The sequence below is a fragment of the Alsobacter sp. SYSU BS001988 genome (assembly GCF_054796215.1).
This window is the reverse complement of record NZ_JBTAMK010000007.1, coordinates 116,665-135,323: the sequence shown is the minus strand read 5'-3', so window position 1 is coordinate 135,323 and position 18,659 is coordinate 116,665. Positions and strand designations below refer to the sequence as shown.

Here is an 18,659-nt window from a genome sequence, read left to right as displayed (position 1 = left end):
GGACGATCTCCGATCAATGCGAGACGCCGCCGGACGGCCGGTCGGCGTAGCGCCATTCGAGAATGGTTTTCAGAACGAGGGTGACAAGGGCGAGCAGCGCCAGCAGGGACGCGACGGCGAAGGCCGCGGCCGTGTTGTATTCGTTGTAGAGGATCTCGACATGCAGCGGCATCGTGGTGGTGAGGCCGCGGATGCGGCCCGACACCACCGAGACGGCGCCGAATTCCCCCATCGCCCGGGCGTTGCAGAGCAGGACGCCGTAGAGCACGCCCCATTTCACATTGGGCAGGGTGATGGTCCAGAACGCGCGCCAGCCCGAGGCGCCCAGCGTCAGCGCCGCTTCCTCGTCGGCGTTCCCCTGCGACTGCATGAGCGGCAGCACCTCGCGGGCGACGAACGGAAAGGTGACGAACACCGTCGCCAGCACGATGCCGGGCGTGGCGAAGATGATCTCGACGCCATGGGCCTTCAGCCATGGCCCGAAGGCGCCCTGGGCGCCGAAGAGCAGCACATAGACGAGGCCCGAGATCACCGGCGAGACGGAGAAGGGCAGGTCGATGAGGCTGGTGAGCAGCGCCTTGCCGCGGAACTCGAACTTGGCGATGGCCCAGGCGGCGCAGAGCCCGAAGACGACGTTGAACGGCACCGCGATCGCGGCCACCAGCAGCGTCAGCCGCACGGCGGCGAGGGCGTCCGGCTCGGCCAAGGCCTCCAGGTAGACGGCCCAGCCCTTGCGGAACGCCTCGACGAAGACGGACAGGAGCGGCAGGCCCAGCACGAAGGCGAGGAAGAGCAGCGCGACGGCGATCAGCGCGCCGCGCACGAGCGCGCCCTCGTTGCGCAGGGCCGGGCGGCCGCGCCGAACCGGCCGCGGAGCGGCGACGTCAACCATGGCCGAGCCTCCGGCGCATGCCGCCATGCAGCAGGTTGAGGAGCAGGATGAGCATGAAGGAGGCCGCCAGCATCAGCACGCCGACGACGGCCGCGCCGGCGTAGTCGAACTGCTCGAGGCGGATCACGATCAGCAGCGGCGCGATTTCGGAGACGAGCGGCACGTTGCCGGCGATGAAGATGACCGAGCCGTACTCGCCCACGGCCCGCGCGAAAGCGAGCAGGAAGCCGGTGAGCAGAGCGGGCGTGACGGCGGGCAGGATCACGGTCGCCACGACCCTGACGCGGTCCGCCCCGAGCAGCGCGGCCGCCTCCTCCACCTCCGGCTCGATCTCCTCCAGCACCGGCTGGACGGTGCGCACCACGAAGGGCAGGCCGATGAAGACCAGCGCGACCGCGACGCCGATCGGCGTGTAGGCGACCTTGAGGCCGAGCGCGTCCAGCGGCGCGCCCACCCAGCCGTTCGGCGCGTAGACGGACGCCAATGCGATCCCGGCGACGGCCGTCGGCATCGCGAAAGGCAGGTCGACGGCGGCGTCCACGATGCGCCGGCCGGGGAAGCGGTAGCGCACCAGCACCCAGGCGATGAGCGCGCCGAAGATCCCGTTGACGAGCGCGGCCAGGAACGCCGCCCCGAAGGACAGGCGCAGGGCCGCGATGGTCCGCTCCGACCGGGCGATCGCCACGAACTCGGCGGGTCCGATGCTCGCCGCCTTAAGGACGAGGCCGGCGAGCGGGATCAGCACGATGAGGGACAGCGCGGCCACCGTGACGCCCAGCGCAAGCCCAAAGCCCGGAAGGATGCTGGGCTGGCGCCAGCGCGTCGCTGTCCGCGCCTGCGTGATCATCGCTTGGGCTTGTAGAGCTGGTCGAAGGTCCCGCCGTCGCCGAAGTGCTCCGGCTGGGCCTTGGCCCATCCGCCGAAGTCCTTGTCGATGGTGACGAGCTGGACCGGCTTGAACTGGGCGAGATCCTTGGGGTCGGCGGATTCCGGCCTCACGGGGCGGTAGTGGTTCTTGGCGATGATCGCCTGCGCCTGCGGGCTATAGAGGAATTCGAGATAGGCTTGCGCGGCCGCGAGCACGCCCTTGGGGCCGGCGTTGCCCTCCACCACGGCGACGGGCGGCTCAGCCAGGATCGACAGCGAGGGCGTGACGATCTCGAACTTGTCCATGCCGAATTCCTGGCCGGCGAGATAGGCCTCGTTCTCCCAGGCGAGCAGCACGTCGCCGATCCCGCGCTGCGCGAAGGTGGTCGTAGCCCCGCGGGCGCCGGTGTCCAGCACCGAGACGTTCGCGAACAGCGCGGCAATGTACTCGCGGATCTTCGTCTCGTCGCCCCCATAGGCGGCCTTCGCCCAGGCCCAGGCGGCCAGGTAGTTCCAGCGGGCGCCGCCGCTGGTCTTCGGGTTCGGGGTGACGACGCCCAGCCCCGGACGGGCGAGGTCGCCCCAGTCCTTGATCTCCTTCGGGTTGCCCTTGCGGACCAGGAACACGATGGTCGACGTGTAGGGCGAGGCGTTGTTGGGCAGGCGCTTCTGCCAGTCGGCCGGAATCTTCTTCGTGCGCTCGGCGATGGCGTCGATGTCGCCGCCCAGCGCGAGCGTGACCACGTCGGCGTTGAGGCCGTCGATCACGGTGCGGGCCTGGGCGCCCGAGCCGCCATGCGACTGGCGGATCGTGATCGCGCGCCCGGTCTTGCCCTTGTACTCCTGGGCGAAGGCGGCGTTGATGGCGCGGTAGAGTTCGCGGGTCGGGTCGTAAGAGACGTTCAGGAGTTCAATCGTCTGGGCGCGCGCGCCGGCCGCGACGACCAGACAGAACGCCAGCGCCAGCAGGGCGAGGCCGTGGTCGATGGCTCGTCGAAGTCGGTTGCGGGTCATGCCGGTCCTCCAATGTCGTTCGTGGCTCAAATGCCGCTGCCCTCGGCGTCGAGCTCGGCGCGGGCGAGGCGTCGCTGCTCGGAGGCCCTCCAGGCCGCCTGGTGAACCCCACGAAGGATGGGGCGCGCCACGCCTTCGGCGAGCGCGGCCGCCGCCGTGATGCGCCAGTCGCCCACCGTCGCCTGCGCCAGCGTCCCGACCGCGAGGGCGCCCAAGATGCGCCAGCTCGCCTCTTCGACGAGCCGCCAGCGCTGTTTGGCGACGCGGCTGGCCAGGCGGGCCGTCCAGGCCGGCCGGGCGGTCAGCTCCGACGCCGCGCCGTCGGCCGGAACCTGCGCCAGCGCGGATGCGCGGGAATCCACCAATCCGAGCGCGACGGTGTCGCCCGTCACCTTATCAACCAGGATGAAGGCGCCAAGCTCGCGGTCGTCCCGGTAGTCGGCGAGGACGACGGGGCGGTCCAGCGCGATGGTGGTCAGGCCGATGGCGTTCAGCGCCAGCGCGTCGGCCGGCTCGCTCCGGAAGGTGTGGATGTCGGTGACGCCCAGGACGGTGACGCGGGCCGTCGCCGTCGCGGCGGAGAGGCGCAATTGCAGCTCCTCTCCGCGCCGCAGAGGGCGCTCGGCCATCCAGAGAACCCGCGCCGCGAAGGCCTTGCGGGCCGACAGGCTCTCGTCGACGCTGACCAGCACGTCGCCGCGCGAGACGTCGATCTCGTCCGCGAGCGTCAGGGTGACGGCCTGGCCGGCGACGGCCTCCGGCAGATCGCCGTCCTGCGTGACGATGCGGGCCACGCGCGAGCGCCTGCCGCCGGGCAGCACCGCAACCTCGTCGCCGGGCGCGACAGAGCCGCCCGAGATCGTCCCGGCGAAGCCGCGGAAATCGAGGTTGGGGCGGTTCACCCACTGCACCGGGAAACGGAACCGCGCCTGGGGCGCCGCGGAGGCGGCCGCGTCGACGTTCTCCAGCGTCTCCAGGACGCTCGGCCCCGCATGCCACGGCATGGCGGAGGAGCGCGTCGCGACGTTGTCGCCCTCCAGCGCCGAGAGGGGCACGGCGGCGACGCCGTCGAAGCCGAGGCCGGCCGCGAGCGTCCGATAGTCGGCCGCAATGGCGTCGAAGACCGCCTGGTCGTAGCCGACGAGGTCCATCTTGTTCACGGCCAGGATCACCTGGCGGACGCCCAGCATGGACACGATGAACGAGTGCCGCCGGGTCTGGGGCAGCACGCCCTTGCGGGCGTCGACGAGCACGACGGCGCAGTCGGCCGTGGACGCGCCCGTCGCCATGTTGCGGGTGTACTGCTCGTGCCCGGGCGCATCGGCGACGATGAAAGTGCGGCGCGGCGTGGCGAAGTAGCGGTAAGCGACGTCGATGGTGATGCCCTGCTCGCGCTCGGCCGAGAGCCCGTCCACGAGCAGCGCCAGGTCGAGCTTCTCGCCCTGCGTGCCGAAGCGGCGGCTGTCGCGGCCCAGGGCCTCGAGCTGGTCCTCGTGGACCTGGCGTGAATCGTAGAGCAGCCGGCCGATGAGGGTCGACTTGCCGTCGTCGACGGAGCCGCAGGTGATGAAGCGAAGCAGGCCGCGGGCGTTCTGCGGCTCGGCGGCGGCGATCGGAAGGGGTGCGGTCCTGGCCGCGGCGGCGCGCATCAAAAATAGCCTTCCTGCTTCTTCTGCTCCATGGAGCCCGACCCGTCGTGGTCGATGACGCGGCCCTGCCGCTCGGAGGTCCGCGAGCCGCGCATTTCGGCGATGATGTCGGGCAGGGTGGCGGCGGAGCTCTCGACCGCGCCGGTCAGCGGGTAGCAGCCGAGCGTCCGGAAGCGCACCATGCGGGTCTCGACGACCTCGCCCGGCCGCAGCGCCATGCGGTCGTCGTCGCGCATGATCCAGCCGTCGTCGCGCCGCACGACCGGCCGCGGCGCGGCGAAATAGAGAGGCACGACCGGAATGGCCTCGCGCGCGACGTAGTCCCACACGTCGGCCTCGGTCCAGTTGGACAGCGGGAACACCCGGAAGCTCTCGCCCGGGCGCTTGCGCGTATTGTAGAGCCGCCAGGGCTCCGGCCGCTGGGCCTTCGGATCCCAACGATGCTCGGCGCTGCGGACGGAGAAGACCCGCTCCTTGGCGCGCGACTTCTCCTCGTCGCGGCGGGCCCCGCCGATGGCGGCGTCGAAGCCGTGCTTGTCGAGCGCCTGCCGCAGGCCTTGCGTCTTCATCACGTCGGTGTGGACGCGCGAGCCGGAGTCGAACGGGTTCACGCCCGCGCGCAGGCCTTCCTGGTTGACGTGGACGATGAGGTCCAGGCCGAGCTCCTTCGCGCGCCGGTCCCGGAAGGCGATCATCTCGCGGAACTTCCAGGTGGTGTCCACATGCAGCGCCGGGAAGGGCAGGCGGCCCGGATAGAAAGCCTTCAGGGCCAGGTGCAGCAGGACGGCGGAGTCCTTGCCGATGGAGTAGAGCAGCACGGGATTGTCGCAGCTGGCGACCGTCTCGCGCAGGATGTGGATCGACTCCGCCTCGAGCTTCTGCAGATGCGTGAGCTGGATCATCGCGCCGCCTCCGCGACGGGCGCGGCCGAGCGGACCAGCCGGCCGTCCGCGGCGACGTGAAGGCCGCACTCCTTGCGGGCCTCGTCCTCCCACCACCAGCGGCCCGCGCGCTCCGGCTCGCCCGGCGCGACCGCGCGGGTGCAGGGCGCGCAGCCGATGGACGGATAGCCGCGATCATGCAGCGCGTTGTAGGGCACGCCGTGCGCGGCGACGTAGTCCGCCACCTCGCCGCGGGTCCAGTCGGCCAGCGGGTTGATCTTCAGGAGCCCGAAAGCCGGATCGACTTCGGCGAGCGGCGTCGCGGCGCGATGGGCCGACTGTTCGGCCCTGAGCCCGGTGATCCACCCCGCGGCGCCGGCCAGCGCGCGGCGCAGCGGCTCGACCTTTCGGACGCCGCAGCAGGCCTTGCGGGCGTCGACGGAGGCGCGGAAACCCTGCGCCCCTTGAGCGGCAATCAACGCCTCGACGTCCTCCGTCCGGGGCGCGAAGCCGGCGATGGCGACGCCGTAGCGCGCCTGCGAGGCGGCCCAGACCTCGTAGGTCTCCTGGAAGAGACGCCCGGTGTCGAGCGTCGCCACCGTGACGCGGGCGTTGGATTCCGCGATGGCGTGGAGGATCGCCTGGTCCTCCAGGCCGAAGCTCGTCGTGAAGGTCAGCCGGCCAGGGACCAGCCGGGACAGGGCGGCCAGCCGTCCCCCGAGGTCGAGGCCGCGGAGCGTTTGCGAAAGGGTCTGAGCATCCATCGGGGTCACAGGCGCTGCGCCCCGAAAGGGGACGGGTGAGGCAATGAGCGCCAGAATGGAAAATTCTTCTGTCTGTGGCAACATGGTGGCGTAATTTAAGAAGAATGTACTAGGATAGTGTCGCTTAAGAGAGATTATTTCTTCATAGGCGAGGTTCAAGAGATGGACGCGGTGGACCGCAAGATCCTGGAGCTGCTGCAGCGCGACGCGACGATGTCGATCGCCGAGATCGCCAGCCAGGTGGGCCTATCGCAGACGCCCTGCTGGAAGCGCATCCAGCGCTACGAGGCGGAGGGGCTCATCGAGCGCCGGGTCGCGCTGCTGAACCCGGAGAAGCTGGGGCTGGGGCTCACCGTCTTCGTCTCGGTGGAGACCGGCGACCACTCGCAGGAGTGGCTCGCCCGGTTCGCCGCGCTCGTCTCCGCCATGCCGGAGGTGCTCGAGGTCTACCGGATGGCGGGCGACGTGGACTACATGCTGCGGGTGGTGGCTCCCGACATGGCCGCCTATGACGCCTTCTACAAGCGCCTGATCGGGGCCATCCCGTTGAAGAACGTCAGCTCCCGCTTCGCCATGGAGCGGGTGAAGTCCACCACGGCGCTGCCGATCGCTCCGGCGCCGGCCCGGTGACGGAGCCAGGCGGTCAGGCGAAGCGCAGGGCGGCGCGGCCGTGCTCGGCCCGGAGCCGGGCGAGGTCGACGCCCACGGGCGAGCCGTCGACCACCCGCCAGACGCCGCCCACCATCACCCGGTCGGCGCGGTGCGCGCCGCACAGCACCAGGGCCGCCAGCGGATCGTGCGCGCCGGAGAACCTCAGCTCGTCGAGGGTGAACAGAGCGAGGTCCGCCTGCAGCCCCGGTGCGATCGCGCCGATGTCGTCGCGCCCGAGGCAGCGCGCCGAGCCCTGCGTCGCCCAGCGCAGCGCGTCCAGATGCGTGACCCGGCTGGCCGAGCCGTAGTGAAGCCGCTGCACCATGAGGGCGTGGCGCACCGCCTCCATCATGTTGGAGGCGTCGTTGGAGGCGGACCCGTCCACGCCGAGGCCGACCGGTGCCCCGGCGGCCTCCAGGTCCAGCGTCCGGCAGAAGCCCGAGGCCAGGACGGCGTTGGACGCCGCGCAGTGGCAGACGCCGACGCCGTGGCGGCCCAGCCGCACGCATTCGGCGTCGTCGAAATGGATCCCGTGCGCCAGCCAGGTTCGCGGGCCGAGCCAGCCGACCTCCTCCAGCAGGTCGAGCGGACGGGCGCCGTAGGCCGCCAGGCAGAAGGCGTCCTCGTCGCGCGTTTCGCCCAGATGAGTGTGCAGCCGGCAGTCGAACCGCTCGGCGAGGGCTGCGGTCTGCGCCATCAGGCGCTTGGTGACCGAAAAGGGCGAGCAGGGCGCCAGCGCCACCTGCGTGACGCTGCCGGGGCTTGGATCGTGGAACAGGCGCAGGACCCGCTCGCTGTCCGCCAGGATCTCGTCCTCGTCCTGCACGACGGAATCGGGCGGCAGCCCGCCGTCCTTCTGCGACAGGTTCATCGACCCGCGCGTGACGGTGAGCCGCACGCCCAGCGCGCGGGCCTCCTCCACCTCGATGTCCACGGCCTGCTCGAGGCCGCGGGGGAACAGGTAGTGATGGTCGGCCGCGGTGGTGCAGCCCGACAGCAGCAGTTCCGTCAGGGCGAGCCGGACCGAGACGCGGAAGCTCTCCGGGTCCAGCCGCGACCAGATCGGGTAGAGCGCCTGGAGCCAGGGAAACAGCTCCTTGTTGATCGCCGCCGGATGGGCCCTGGTCAGCGTCTGGTAGAAATGGTGGTGGGTGTTGATCAGCCCCGGAATGACGACGTGGCGCGAGGCGTCGAAAACGGCGTCGATCCGTTCCGGATCGGGGCCGCCGGCCGCGACGCATGCGGCGATGGCGCCGCCCTCGACCACCACGCCGCGGCCCGCGCCCTCTGCCATGATCGCCAAGGGGTCCTTGATCCAAAGCCGCATCGCATCCCTCCCGCTCCGCGCCGCCAGCCTAGGCGAGGCCGCGACCGAACGCCAAGGCGGTCAGCGGCTCGCGACGCCCGCCAGCAGCGTCCGGGCGATCCGCCGGGCGACGCCGCGCCGGCGCTCGGGCGTGTCGGTCGGCCGCGGGCGGTACCAGATCGTCATCCAGTTGATCGCGCCCAGCAGCGTCTTCACGGCGAGCGATGCGTCCTCGACCGCGAGGCTCCCGTCCCGGACGCCGTCCGCCAACACGCCGCCGATCAGCGCCTCGAAGGCGTCGCGGCGGCCGGTGAGGCGGGCCAGCATGGCGCGCTGGCCCGGCGTGCTCGCGCCATGCAGGTGCATCTCCACGCCCTGCGTGTTCACCTTCTGAAACGCCACGCTCTCCATCATCGTCATGGCGTGCGCCTCCAGCACGGCCAGGAGGCGCGCGGCGCCGTCGCCGTCCTGGCGGGCGGCCGGCTCGGCGGCGGCGAAGCACAGGTCCATCCCGTAGTCGATCACCGCGAAGAACAGGTCCGCCTTGGCCGGGTAGTGGTGGTAGACGAGGCCCTTGGTGGCTCCCATCCGGCGCGCGATCATGTCGATCGAGGTGGCGTCGAAGCCGTTGACCATGAAGCACTCGGCCGCGGTCGCCAGGATCTCGTCGCGGCGCTGGGCCGGGTCGGCGGCGCGCAGCGCGCGGGATCGGGAGACGGCTGCCGGCGTGTTCATCTCGGCTTCGGGGCTCCTGGCGGACGGCCTTGCGCCGGGCTGGACATCCTGTCCGGCGCGGCTGCATACTACCCGGTATGTGGCCCGGCGGGCTAGGTGAATTCTCGTCCGCCGACCCCCGCAGCCCCCACGAGAGCGCCCGCATGGACTACCTGTCGTCACTGTTCTCCGTCGCCGGCAAGACCGCGCTCGTCACCGGAGGCTCCACCGGCATCGGGCGCATGTGCGCCGAGGCGCTGGTGCAGGCCGGCGCCCGCGTGCTCATCGCGTCGCGCAAGGGCCAGGCCTGCGAGGCGGTCGCGGCGGAGCTGAACGCGTTGGGCGCCCCAGGGCGGTGCGAGGGCTTCGCCGGCGACGTCGGGACCGAAGCCGGTGTGGCGGCGCTGGCCGCCGAGGTGAAGTCGCGGGTGGGCGGCTCGCTCGGCATCCTGGTCAACAATGCGGGCAAGACCTGGGGCGAGCCGCTCGAAACCTTCCCCTGGAAGGCCTGGGACGGCGTGTTCTCCGTCAACGTTGCCGGCCTGTTCACGCTGACGCGCGAGCTCCTGCCGGAGCTCACCGCCGCCGCGTCGCTCGACGACCCGGCCAGGGTGGTCAATCTGGGCTCGGTCATGGGCTCGGCCCCGCTCGGCCACGGCCCCTACTCCTATGCGGCCTCCAAAGCCGCCGTGCATCATCTCACCCGCATCCTGGCGCGCGAGCTGGCGGACCGGCCGATCACCGTGAACGCCTTCGCGCCCGGCCCCTTCCAGAGCCGCATGATGGCCTTCGCCACGCAAGACGAGGCGGTCCGGGCCAAGACGGCGTCCACGGTGCCGATGGGGCGGATCGGCCGGCCGAGCGACATCGCCGGGGCGCTCCTGTTCCTGTGCGGCCGCGGCGGCGCCTACACGACGGGAGCGATCCTGCCGCTCGATGGCGGCGTCTCGGTCGACAGCGGCCACCGGCTCTTCGGAGACGACGCATGAGCACCGAAACTCTCCCCGTCGCAGGCCCACGCCGGGCGTTGTCGCTGGACGCCTACCAGCGCCTGGTGGGCCAGGAGATCGGCGTGTCCGCCTGGATCGACGTGACGCAGGACATGATCGACCGCTTCGCGGCGCTGACCCACGACCAGCAGTTCATACACATCGATCCGGTCCGCGCCGCCGAGACCCCGTTCGGGAGCACCGTCGCTCACGGCTTCCTGACGCTCTCGCTGCTGAGCGTCATGGCCTACGACGCCGTGCCCTCGCTGGAGGGCTCGGCCATGGGGGTGAACTACGGCTTCGAGCGCCTTCGCTTCGTCAGCCCGGTCAAGCCCGGCTCGCGCGTGCGCGGCCGGTTCGCGCTGCGCGAGATCGTCGAGCGCTCGCCGGCCGAACTGATGCTGCGCGTCGGCGCGACGGTGGAGATCGAGGGGCAGGACAAGCCCGCCCTCGTGGCCGACTGGCTCACCTTGCGCGTGCTGGGCTGAGGAGCGCAACGATGGACATCCGATTCGACGGGCGTGTGGCGATCGTCACCGGAGCGGGAAACGGGCTCGGCCGCAGCCATGCGCTGGGCCTTGCGGCGCGCGGCGCGAAGGTCGTGGTGGTCGACATGGGAGGCGCGCTGGACGGCTCCGGCGGGTCCGCGACGGCGGCCGAGCGCGTGGTGGAGGAAATCCGGGCCGCCGGAGGCGAGGCGATGGCGAGCGGGGTGGACATCACCGATTTCGCCGCCGTGACCGGCATGGTCGACGCGACGCTGGCCGCATGGGGCCGGGTCGACATCCTGGTCAACAACGCCGGCATCCTGCGCGACCGCAGCTTCGCCAAGATGGAGATGGAGGACTTCCGCAAGGTGGTCGACGTGCACCTGATGGGCTCGGTCCATTGCACGAAGGCCGTCTGGGAGACCATGCGCCGTCAGAATTACGGGCGCATCGTGTTCACCTCGTCCTCGTCGGGCCTCTACGGCAATTTCGGCCAGTCCAACTACGGGGCCGCGAAGGCCGCCATGCTGGGGCTGATGAACGTGCTGCACCTGGAAGGCCGCAAGCACGACATCCGGGTCAACATGCTCGCCCCGACCGCGGCGACGCGGATGACCGAGCAGCTGATGTCGCCCGCGGCGCTGGAGCTGTTGCGCCCGGAGACGATCACGCCGGGCGTGCTCTTCCTGGTTTCGGAGGTCGCGCCCTCGCGCACCATCCTGTGCGCCGGCGCCGGCGTGTTCGCCCAGACGGTGGTGACCGAGACGGAGGGCGTCTATCTCGACGAGGCGCAGCGGACGCCGGAAGGCGTGGCGGCCCATTTCGCCGCCATCTCCGACACGACGCATGAACGCGAGCTCACGGAAGCCTTCCACCAGACGGACAAGTTCGTCACCATGGCGGCCAAGGCCAAAGGCGTCGACCTCAAGGCGAGCCGGTAAGGGAGAGAGATGATGCGGGAGGCGGTCATCGTTTCGACGGCGCGCACGCCGATCGGCAAGGCCTATCGCGGCGCGTTCAACGACACCCAGGCGCAGGCGCTGGGCGGGCACGCCATCGCGGCCGCGGTGTCCCGGGCGGGCGTGGACGCCGCCGAGGTCGATGACGTCGTCATGGGCGCCGCCCTGCAGCAGGGCTCGACCACGATGAATGTCGGGCGCCAGGCCGCCATGCGGGCGGGGCTTCCGGCTTCCACGCCCGGCATGAGCGTGGACCGGCAGTGCGCCTCCGGCCTCATGGCGATCGCGATCGCGGCCAAGCAGATCGTCGTCGACGGCATGACGGTGACGGTCGGCGGCGGGCTGGAGTCCATCTCGCTCTGCCAGAACGAGCACGCCAACCGCTACCGGGCGCAGGATCCATGGCTCGTGGAGCGGATGCCGGCCCTCTACATGAGCATGCTGGAGACGGCCGAAGTGGTGGCTGACCGCTACGGCGTCAGCCGCGAGGCCCAGGACGCCTATGCGGCGCAGTCGCAGGCGCGCACCGCCGCCGCGCAGGCGGCGGGCCGGTTGGAAGCCGAGATCGTCCCGATGCCGAGCGTCATGCTGGCGCAGGACAAGGCGACCGGCGCGGTCTCGCCGGTGGAGACGCGGCTCGCCAAGGACGAGGGCAACCGGCCCGGCACCACGGCCGAGCATCTCGCCGCGCTGAAGCCGGTCTTCAAGGACGGCCAGCGCATCCGCGAGGGCCGGTTCATCACCGCCGGCAACGCCTCGCAGCTGTCCGACGGCGCGTCGGCGAGCGTCCTCATGGAGGCCCGCGAGGCGGAGCGGCGCGGGCTGCAGCCGCTCGGGATCTATCGCGGCATGGCTGTGGCCGGCTGCGATCCGGACGAGATGGGCATCGGGCCCGTCTTCGCCGTGCCGAAGCTTCTCAAGCAGCATGGCCTGACGGTCGACGACATCGGGTTGTGGGAGCTCAACGAAGCCTTCGCCGTGCAGGTGATTTACTGCCGCGACCGGCTCGGCATTCCCGACGAGCGGCTCAACGTCGACGGCGGCGCGATCTCGATCGGGCATCCGTACGGCATGTCCGGCGCGCGCATGACCGGCCACGCGCTCATCGAAGGCAAGCGGCGCGGCGTGCGCTACGTCGTCGTCACCATGTGCGTCGGCGGCGGCATGGGCGCCGCAGGCCTGTTCGAAGTCGCCTGAACGGCGAAACCGCATTCCGCCGGGAGGCGGTCCAGGGGAGGACATCCATGTCGCTCGGTCAGCCGGTCGTCGGCTCCATGAATCTCGGCGTCACCGAGAAGCTCCGGCCCTTGCTGGATCAGGTCCGGACCATGGTCCAGGACGAGATCATCCCGCTGGAGCGGGAGTTCGAGGAGGAGGTGGGCAAGGCGGGCGACCGTTTCGTCCACACCGCGAGGCAACTGGAGATCCTGGACGGCCTCAAGGCCAAGGCGCGCGAGCGCGGGTTGTGGAATTTCTGGCTCACCGATTCCGACCGGGGCTATGGGCTCACCACGGTCGAATACGCCTATCTGGCGGAGGAGATGGGCAAGTCGCCGCTCGGCGCGGAAACGTTCAACTGCTCCGCGCCTGACACCGGCAACATGGAGGTGTTCGAGCGCTATGGCTCGCCCGCCCAGAAAGCCCAGTGGCTGGCGCCGCTGCTGGAGGGCAAGATCCGCTCCGCCTACCTGATGACGGAGCCGGGGGTGGCCTCGTCGGACGCGACCAACATCGCCCTGGACGCGAGGCTCGACGGGGACATGTGGGTCCTCAACGGCGAGAAATGGTGGGCGTCGGGCGCGGGCGATCCCCGCTGCAAGATCTACATCGTGATGTGCCAGACCGACCCGGAGGCGGACAAGCACAAGCGCCATTCGATGATCCTGGTCCCGGCGGGCACGCCGGGCGTGACGGTGCTGCGGCCCATGCAGGTCTATGGCGAGGACGACGCGCCGCACGGCCACATGCACATCCGCTTCGAGAACGTGCGCGTGCCGAAAGACAACCTCGTGCATGGGCGCGGGCGCGGCTTCGAAGTGGCGCAGGGCCGGCTCGGGCCGGGCCGCATCCATCACTGCATGCGCGCCATCGGGCAGGCCGAGCGCGCGCTCGAGGCGCTGTGCCGGCGCTCGCTGTCGCGCACGGCCTTCGGCAAGAAGCTCGCGGAGCTGGGCGCCAACTACGACATCATCGCGGAAAGCCGCATGGAGATCGAGATGGCGCGCCTGCTCTGCCTGAAGGCCGCCTACATGATGGACACCGTCGGAACCCGGGCGGCGGCGCCCTGGATCTCGCAGATCAAGGTGGTGGCGCCGCGCATCGCGCTGAAGATCACCGACGAGGCCGTGCAGATGCATGGCGCGGCGGGGATCAGCCAGGATTTCCCGCTGGCGCGCATGTGGACGCATCTCCGCACGTTGCGGCTGGCCGACGGCCCCGACGCGGTGCACCGGCGCGTCGTCGCCCGGGCCGAGCTGAAGCGCTACAGCAATGCCGGCGAATGACGCGGGCGCGGGCCCGCCGCCCTCCGTCGCGGCGCTCGACGCCGACGCCCTGGCGCGCTGGATGGAGGAGCATGCGCCCGGCTTCCGGGGGCCGCTGACCGCCGAGAAATTCCCGGGCGGGCAGTCCAACCCGACCTTCCGCATCCGGTCGCCGTCAGGCGACTACGTGCTGCGGCGCAAGCCGCCGGGCCAACTCCTCAAGTCCGCGCATGCGGTCGACCGGGAGTTCCGGGTCATCACCGCGCTGGCCCACACCGACGTGCCCGTCCCGAAGGCGCTGGCGCTCTGCGCCGACGAGAGCGTCATCGGGACCATGTTCTACGTCATGGAGCACGTGCAGGGCCGCGTGTTCTGGGATCCGGCCATGCCGGACTCCAGCCCGGCCGAGCGGGCGGCCGTCTACGACGCCATGAACGCGGCGCTCGCCGCCCTGCACAGCGTCGACGCCGCCGCGGTGGGGCTCGCCGATTTCGGCCGGCCCGGCGACTATTTCGCCCGCCAGGTGTCGCGGTGGTCGGATCAGTACCGGGCGTCCGAGACGCAGCCCATCCCGGCCATGGACCGCCTGATCGCCTGGCTGGGCGCCCATCGCCCGCCGGACGATGGACGCGTCGCGCTGGTGCATGGCGACTATCGCATCGACAACATGATCTTCGCCCCGGATTCGGCCAAACTGCTCGCCATCATCGACTGGGAGTTGTCGACGCTGGGCCACCCCTTCTCGGACCTGGCCTACCAGTGCATGCAATGGCGGCTGCCGCATGAGGGAGACTTCCGGGGCCTCGCCGGCGTGGACCGGGCCGCTTCGGGCATCCCCACAGAGGAGGCCTATGTGGAGGCCTATTGCCGGCGGATGGGACTGACCGGGATCCCCACCTGGACGTTCTGCCTGGCCTTCAGCTTCTTCCGGCTGGCCGCCATCCTGCAGGGCGTGCTGAAGCGGGCGCTGGACGGCAACGCGTCGAACCCGGAACGCGGGCTGAAGATGGGCAAGGCCGTGCCGCTGCTGGCGCGCATGGCCTGCGACCTGGTGGAGGCGAAGGGATGAGCCATCACGCGCGGTTCACCGGCAAGGTCGTCCTCGTCACCGGCGCCGCGGGCGGCTTCGGCCGGCGGGCGGCGGAACGCTTCGCCGACGAGGGCGCGAGGCTGGCGATCTCGGACGTCGCCGCCGACAGGCTGGACGAGGTCGCGCAGGACCTGCGGCGCGCCGGCGCGGAGGTGGTGGCGGAGGCCGGCGACGTGTCGCAGGAGAGCACGGCGGAGCGGCTCGTGGCGGCCGCCCTCGGCGCCTATGGACGCCTGGACGTGGCGCTGAACAACGCCGGCATGGCCCACCCCTATCTGAAGCTGCCAGAGATCCCGTCCGAGACGGCCGAAAGGGTGATCGCGGTCGACCTCATGGGCGTCTTCTACGCCATGAAGCACCAGTTGCCGGCCATGGAGCGGCAGGGGGGAGGCGTCATCCTCAACGTGGCCTCGGTCGCCGGGCTGGTGGGCGCGCCGCTGCTCTCCGTCTACGCCGCCGCCAAGCACGGGGTGGTCGGGCTCACCAAGACGGCGGCCGTCGAATATGCGCGGCGCAACATCCGGGTGAACGCGATCTGCCCCTCCTTCGCCGACACCGCCATGGTGAAGGACGAGCTCGCCCATATGCGCGGCGGCCCGGAGGCGGCGCTGGAGCGGGTGCTGGGCGCCATCCCGATGCGTCGCCTCGCCAGCGTCGACGAGATCGTGGCCGCCATGCTGCAGCTCTGCGGGCCGGAAAGCGCCTTCATCACGGGCGTGGCGCTGCCGGTGGACGGCGGATTGACGGCGGCCTGAGGTCATTCCGCCGCGGAGGGCCGAGGTGCAGGCGCGTCGCGGCTGGTCCTTGCGGGATGAGGCGGCCAGCCCTCGCGATGCCGGCGGCGATCGTGGTCGGCGGCTTCGGTCTGGTCGTGCACGAGCAGCGTGCGGGTCGGATAGGGGATATCCACGCCCGCCTCGGTCAGGGCGTCGCGGACCGCCTGGACGACGCGCGCCGAGGTGTGCACCACGTCGGTGCGCAAGGACTTCGTCCACCACCGGACCCGCAGATTGACGGTCGATTCGGCGAGCTCCCAGGCGAGGACTTCGGGTTTCGGTTCGGCCTGGACCCCCTCCACCTCCGTGATGGCGGCCAGGATGACGGCGCGGGCGCGCTCGACGTCGTCCGAGTAGCCGATCCCGACGTCGAGGTGGCTCTGGCGCTGGGGGAAGGCGGTGTTGACGATGACGGAGGTCGCGTAGACGTCGTTGTTGGGGATCACCACCCGACGGCCGTCATAGGTCTTGATCAGCGTGGCGCGGGCCTCGATGTGCTCCACCGTGCCCTCATATTTGCCGACCACGATCTGGTCGCCCCGCCGGAAAGGCTGGCGCCACAGGATGAGCAGTCCGGCCATCCAGTTCTGCAGGATGTCCTTGAACGCGAACCCGATCGCGATGGAGCCGACGCCGAGCGTCGAGAGCAGGTCCGCCGGCTTAATGGACGGGAACACGATCGCGGCGACGACGAGCAGCCCGAGAAACATCACGCCCCAGCGGGCGAACTCTCCCAGCAATTCGCCGAGGTTCTCGCGGCCGCGGCGCCCGAAGATCTTGCGGACGAGCGCCCGCATGCCCCAGGCGCCGACGAAGAACAGGGCCGCCACGCCCAGCGCCAGGGCGAAGTTCGGCAGCATCCAGTAGAACGTCTTGACGATCTCTTCGATCTTGGCGGTCGAAAGGTGGGATTCGGAAGGCACGAAACATCCTGGGAGGGTGGAGAGGATCGCTCTCCAATGCGCCCGCCGCGGATTTGTTCGCGGCCGTCAGCCGGGCGTTCGCGCGTAGCCCGAGAAGGTCCCGCCCGTCTCGGCGAGTTCGACCAGCAGGGGCGCGGGCTCCCAGCCCGGTCCCGACAGGGCGTGCAGCTCGCGCATGTCGGCCAGGATGGCCGCAGGGCCGATCGCGTCGGCCTCGAACATGGGGCCGCCGCGCCAGGCCGGGAAGCCGTAGCCGTGAAGGAGCACCATGTCGATGTCGAGGGCGCGCGGCACGACGCCCTCGGCCAGGATCTTCGCGCCCTCGTTGACCATGGCGGCGCGCACATGGCGGACCATGGCGTCCGGGTCGAAGGGACGGCGCTCGCGCCCGAGCTCGGCCGAGACCTCTTCGACCAGCCGGGTCACCTCGGGGTCCACCTGCCGCTTGCCGTCGACGTACCGGTAGTAGCCGGCCCCCGTCTTCTGGCCGAAGCGGCCCATGGCGCAGAGGCGGTCCGCCACCGTCCCGCCATAGCGGCGGCGGGGATCGCGGGTCGGGGCGAGGCGCTTGCGGCGCGCCCAGCCGATGTCGAGGCCGGCGAGGTCCGCCACCGCGAAGGGGCCCATGGCGAAGCCGTATCTCTCGAGGGCCGCGTCGACCTCCTGCGGCAACGCGCCGTCCTCCAAAGCGAAATCGGTCTGCTGGCGCCACGTCGCCAGGATCCGGTTGCCGACGAAGCCGTCGCAGACGCCGCATGTGACCGGCAGCTTGCCCATGCGCTTGGCCAGGGCCACGCCGGTCGCCACGGCGTCCTTCGCGCTGGCGGCGCCCTCCACCACCTCGACCAGGCGCATGATGTTGGCGGGAGAGAAGAAATGCAGGCCGATGACGTCCTCTGGCCGGCCCGAGGCCCGGCCGATGGCGTCGACGTCCAGATAGGAGGTGTTGGTGGCCAGCGTCGCGCCGGGCCGCGCGACGGAGCCAAGACGGCCGAAGATCTCCTGCTTCACGGCCATGTCCTCGAAGGCGGCCTCGATGACGAGGTCGCATGCGGCGAGTTCGGCGAAGTCGTCCGTCACGGAGAGGCGGGACAGGCGCTCGTCGCGCTTCGCCTGGTCGATCCGGCCGGACTTCATCGCCCGCCCATAGAGGCCCGAGATGCGGTCCCACCCCGCGCCGACCGCCTCGATGCTGGTTTCGGTGACGATGACCCTCAACCCGGCGTCGAGCAGCGCCACCGCGATGCCGGCCCCCATGGTGCCGGCGCCGATGACGCCGACGACGTCCACCGGGCGCGGCGCGACGCCCTGCAGGTGGGGCACGCGCTGCACCTCGCGCTCGGAGAAGAAGGCGTAGCGCAGCGCCTTGGCCTGGTCGGACCCGACCAGCTCGCGAAAGATCGCCCGCTCGGCGGCGAGTCCCTCGCGGATGCCGGCGCCGCCGGCGGCCAGGCGGACGGCTTCGATGGCCTTGACCGGCGAGACCTGGCCGCGGGCCTTGGCCGCCACGGCGGCCGCCGCCGCGTCGAAGGCCGCGGGGTCGAACGCCGGAACGGGCAACTCGCCCGTGCGGCGGGGAGGGCGGCCCACCAGGCTGCGGGCGAGCTCCACGGCCTCCACGCGCAGGTCGCGTTCAGCGACGGCGTCGATCAGGCCGAGCCTCCTGGCCTCCTCGGCTCTGACGTGGCGGCCGGACGCGATCATCTCGAGGGCGGCGACCGGGCCGGCCAGGCGCGGGACGCGCTGCGTGCCGCCTGCGCCCGGGATGATCCCGAGCTTCACCTCGGGAAGTCCGACGGCGGCCTTCGGATCGGCGATCCGCGCGTGGCAGGCGAGCGCCAGCTCGAAGCCGCCGCCCAGCGCCGTGCCGTGGATGGCGGCGACGACCGGCTTGGGGCAAGCCTCGATGGCGTCCAGCACCTCGCCGAGGCCGGGCGGGACCGGCGGCTTGCCGAATTCGCGGATCTCGGCGCCGGCGAAGAACGTGCGGCCCTCGCAGGCGATCGCCAGGGCGTCGACGGCCGGATCCGCCGCGGCCTCCTGGACGGCCCTGAGCAGGCCCTCGCGGACCGGCTGCGCCAGCGCGTTCACGGGCGGATTGTCCGCCAGGATCAGGGCGACGCGGCCCTGGCGGGACGTGACGACGGGTCCATGCGTCGCGGGGGCGGTGCTCATGAGCGTCCTCGTGCTTCGTCTTTCAAGGGCGATGCTAT

General features: G+C 71.0%; 17 protein-coding genes and 1 pseudogene. 8 read left to right on the top strand and 10 right to left on the bottom strand.

Annotated elements, in window-relative coordinates; translation table 11 throughout:
- Window positions 1–13: 13 nt before the first annotated feature.
- Genes cysW through ACYVO7_RS15060 form a run of 6 tightly spaced genes read right to left on the bottom strand, consistent with a single transcriptional unit; the run spans window position 14 to window position 6,067 of the window.
- Window positions 14–892, bottom strand: coding sequence for a sulfate ABC transporter permease subunit CysW (gene cysW / locus ACYVO7_RS15085; RefSeq protein WP_460450629.1), 879 nt, complete (start codon window positions 890–892; stop codon window positions 14–16).
- Window positions 885–1,739 carry a sulfate ABC transporter permease subunit CysT gene (cysT, locus tag ACYVO7_RS15080; RefSeq protein ID WP_460450628.1) on the bottom strand — a complete coding sequence of 285 codons (855 nt, stop codon included), beginning with the start codon at window positions 1,737–1,739 and terminating at the stop codon, window positions 885–887. The genes cysW and cysT overlap by 8 nt, the downstream gene beginning before the upstream one ends.
- Window positions 1,736–2,773: a sulfate ABC transporter substrate-binding protein gene (locus tag ACYVO7_RS15075; protein WP_460450627.1), complete on the bottom strand. Its 1,038-nt coding sequence runs from the start codon at window positions 2,771–2,773 to the stop codon at window positions 1,736–1,738. Before ACYVO7_RS15075 ends, cysT begins: the two co-directional genes overlap by 4 nt.
- Window positions 2,774–2,799: 26 nt before the next feature.
- Window positions 2,800–4,422 carry a sulfate adenylyltransferase subunit CysN gene (gene cysN / locus ACYVO7_RS15070; RefSeq protein ID WP_460450626.1) on the bottom strand — a complete coding sequence of 541 codons (1,623 nt, stop codon included), beginning with the start codon at window positions 4,420–4,422 and terminating at the stop codon, window positions 2,800–2,802.
- Window positions 4,422–5,324 carry a sulfate adenylyltransferase subunit CysD gene (gene cysD, locus ACYVO7_RS15065; RefSeq protein WP_460450625.1) on the bottom strand — a complete coding sequence of 301 codons (903 nt, stop codon included), beginning with the start codon at window positions 5,322–5,324 and terminating at the stop codon, window positions 4,422–4,424. The genes cysN and cysD overlap by 1 nt, the downstream gene beginning before the upstream one ends.
- Window positions 5,321–6,067, bottom strand: a complete 747-nt coding sequence (locus ACYVO7_RS15060) for a phosphoadenylyl-sulfate reductase (protein WP_460450624.1) — start codon at window positions 6,065–6,067, stop codon at window positions 5,321–5,323. The genes cysD and ACYVO7_RS15060 overlap by 4 nt, the downstream gene beginning before the upstream one ends.
- A gap of 162 nt (window positions 6,068–6,229) precedes the next feature.
- On the opposite strand from ACYVO7_RS15060, the gene ACYVO7_RS15055 reads away from it, so the two are divergent.
- Complete coding sequence (locus ACYVO7_RS15055) at window positions 6,230–6,697, top strand: Lrp/AsnC family transcriptional regulator (protein WP_460450623.1); 468 nt, start codon at window positions 6,230–6,232, stop codon at window positions 6,695–6,697.
- Window positions 6,698–6,710: 13 nt separating this feature from the next.
- Here the strand turns inward: ACYVO7_RS15055 and ACYVO7_RS15050 are convergent, their stop codons facing one another.
- The gene (locus ACYVO7_RS15050; RefSeq protein ID WP_460450622.1) at window positions 6,711–8,045 is read right to left on the bottom strand and encodes an 8-oxoguanine deaminase; all 1,335 of its coding nucleotides are present in this window, start codon (window positions 8,043–8,045) and stop codon (window positions 6,711–6,713) included.
- Window positions 8,046–8,105: 60 nt separating this feature from the next.
- A pseudogene (locus ACYVO7_RS15045) lies at window positions 8,106–8,429 on the bottom strand (TetR/AcrR family transcriptional regulator); the annotation flags it as partial.
- Between the two features lie 473 nt (window positions 8,430–8,902).
- On the opposite strand from ACYVO7_RS15045, the gene ACYVO7_RS15040 reads away from it, so the two are divergent.
- From ACYVO7_RS15040 to ACYVO7_RS15010, 7 genes are all read left to right on the top strand, one after another.
- The gene (locus tag ACYVO7_RS15040) at window positions 8,903–9,727 is read left to right on the top strand and encodes an SDR family oxidoreductase (protein WP_460450621.1); all 825 of its coding nucleotides are present in this window, start codon (window positions 8,903–8,905) and stop codon (window positions 9,725–9,727) included.
- A complete protein-coding gene (locus ACYVO7_RS15035) occupies window positions 9,724–10,215 on the top strand; it encodes a MaoC family dehydratase (protein ID WP_460450620.1) in 492 nt (163 codons plus the stop codon). Before ACYVO7_RS15040 ends, ACYVO7_RS15035 begins: the two co-directional genes overlap by 4 nt.
- An 11-nt stretch (window positions 10,216–10,226) precedes the next feature.
- Window positions 10,227–11,156: an SDR family NAD(P)-dependent oxidoreductase gene (locus ACYVO7_RS15030; RefSeq protein WP_460450619.1), complete on the top strand. Its 930-nt coding sequence runs from the start codon at window positions 10,227–10,229 to the stop codon at window positions 11,154–11,156.
- 12 nt (window positions 11,157–11,168) lie between these two features.
- Window positions 11,169–12,371, top strand: coding sequence for an acetyl-CoA C-acyltransferase (locus ACYVO7_RS15025; protein WP_460450618.1), 1,203 nt, complete (start codon window positions 11,169–11,171; stop codon window positions 12,369–12,371).
- Window positions 12,372–12,448: 77 nt separating this feature from the next.
- On the top strand, window positions 12,449–13,678 hold the full coding sequence (locus ACYVO7_RS15020) for an acyl-CoA dehydrogenase family protein (protein ID WP_460450716.1): 1,230 nt from the start codon (window positions 12,449–12,451) through the stop codon (window positions 13,676–13,678).
- On the top strand, window positions 13,665–14,726 hold the full coding sequence (locus ACYVO7_RS15015) for a phosphotransferase family protein (protein WP_460450617.1): 1,062 nt from the start codon (window positions 13,665–13,667) through the stop codon (window positions 14,724–14,726). Before ACYVO7_RS15020 ends, ACYVO7_RS15015 begins: the two co-directional genes overlap by 14 nt.
- Entirely contained in the window at window positions 14,723–15,502 is a 780-nt protein-coding gene (locus ACYVO7_RS15010) for an SDR family NAD(P)-dependent oxidoreductase (protein WP_460450616.1), read from the top strand. The genes ACYVO7_RS15015 and ACYVO7_RS15010 overlap by 4 nt, the downstream gene beginning before the upstream one ends.
- A 2-nt stretch (window positions 15,503–15,504) precedes the next feature.
- Here ACYVO7_RS15010 and ACYVO7_RS15005 read toward each other — a convergent pair whose 3' ends face one another.
- Complete coding sequence (locus ACYVO7_RS15005) at window positions 15,505–16,446, bottom strand: mechanosensitive ion channel family protein (RefSeq protein WP_460450615.1); 942 nt, start codon at window positions 16,444–16,446, stop codon at window positions 15,505–15,507.
- A 66-nt stretch (window positions 16,447–16,512) separates the two neighbouring features.
- Window positions 16,513–18,621 carry a 3-hydroxyacyl-CoA dehydrogenase NAD-binding domain-containing protein gene (locus tag ACYVO7_RS15000; RefSeq protein ID WP_460450614.1) on the bottom strand — a complete coding sequence of 703 codons (2,109 nt, stop codon included), beginning with the start codon at window positions 18,619–18,621 and terminating at the stop codon, window positions 16,513–16,515.
- Window positions 18,622–18,659 lie beyond the last annotated feature (38 nt).

Bases quoted from the DNA above. Each gene is read 5' to 3' on its own strand.
- cysW (WP_460450629.1), bottom strand. From the start codon at position 892: ATGGTTGACGTCGCCGCTCCGCGGCCGGTTCGGCGCGGCCGCCCGGCC.
- cysT (WP_460450628.1), bottom strand. From the start codon at position 1,739: ATGATCACGCAGGCGCGGACAGCGACGCGCTGGCGCCAGCCCAGCATC.
- ACYVO7_RS15075 (WP_460450627.1), bottom strand. From the start codon at position 2,773: ATGACCCGCAACCGACTTCGACGAGCCATCGACCACGGCCTCGCCCTG.
- cysN (WP_460450626.1), bottom strand. From the start codon at position 4,422: ATGCGCGCCGCCGCGGCCAGGACCGCACCCCTTCCGATCGCCGCCGCC.
- cysD (WP_460450625.1), bottom strand. From the start codon at position 5,324: ATGATCCAGCTCACGCATCTGCAGAAGCTCGAGGCGGAGTCGATCCAC.
- ACYVO7_RS15060 (WP_460450624.1), bottom strand. From the start codon at position 6,067: ATGGATGCTCAGACCCTTTCGCAAACGCTCCGCGGCCTCGACCTCGGG.
- ACYVO7_RS15055 (WP_460450623.1), top strand. From the start codon at position 6,230: ATGGACGCGGTGGACCGCAAGATCCTGGAGCTGCTGCAGCGCGACGCG.
- ACYVO7_RS15050 (WP_460450622.1), bottom strand. From the start codon at position 8,045: ATGCGGCTTTGGATCAAGGACCCCTTGGCGATCATGGCAGAGGGCGCG.
- ACYVO7_RS15040 (WP_460450621.1), top strand. From the start codon at position 8,903: ATGGACTACCTGTCGTCACTGTTCTCCGTCGCCGGCAAGACCGCGCTC.
- ACYVO7_RS15035 (WP_460450620.1), top strand. From the start codon at position 9,724: ATGAGCACCGAAACTCTCCCCGTCGCAGGCCCACGCCGGGCGTTGTCG.
- ACYVO7_RS15030 (WP_460450619.1), top strand. From the start codon at position 10,227: ATGGACATCCGATTCGACGGGCGTGTGGCGATCGTCACCGGAGCGGGA.
- ACYVO7_RS15025 (WP_460450618.1), top strand. From the start codon at position 11,169: ATGCGGGAGGCGGTCATCGTTTCGACGGCGCGCACGCCGATCGGCAAG.
- ACYVO7_RS15020 (WP_460450716.1), top strand. From the start codon at position 12,449: ATGAATCTCGGCGTCACCGAGAAGCTCCGGCCCTTGCTGGATCAGGTC.
- ACYVO7_RS15015 (WP_460450617.1), top strand. From the start codon at position 13,665: ATGCCGGCGAATGACGCGGGCGCGGGCCCGCCGCCCTCCGTCGCGGCG.
- ACYVO7_RS15010 (WP_460450616.1), top strand. From the start codon at position 14,723: ATGAGCCATCACGCGCGGTTCACCGGCAAGGTCGTCCTCGTCACCGGC.
- ACYVO7_RS15000 (WP_460450614.1), bottom strand. From the start codon at position 18,621: ATGAGCACCGCCCCCGCGACGCATGGACCCGTCGTCACGTCCCGCCAG.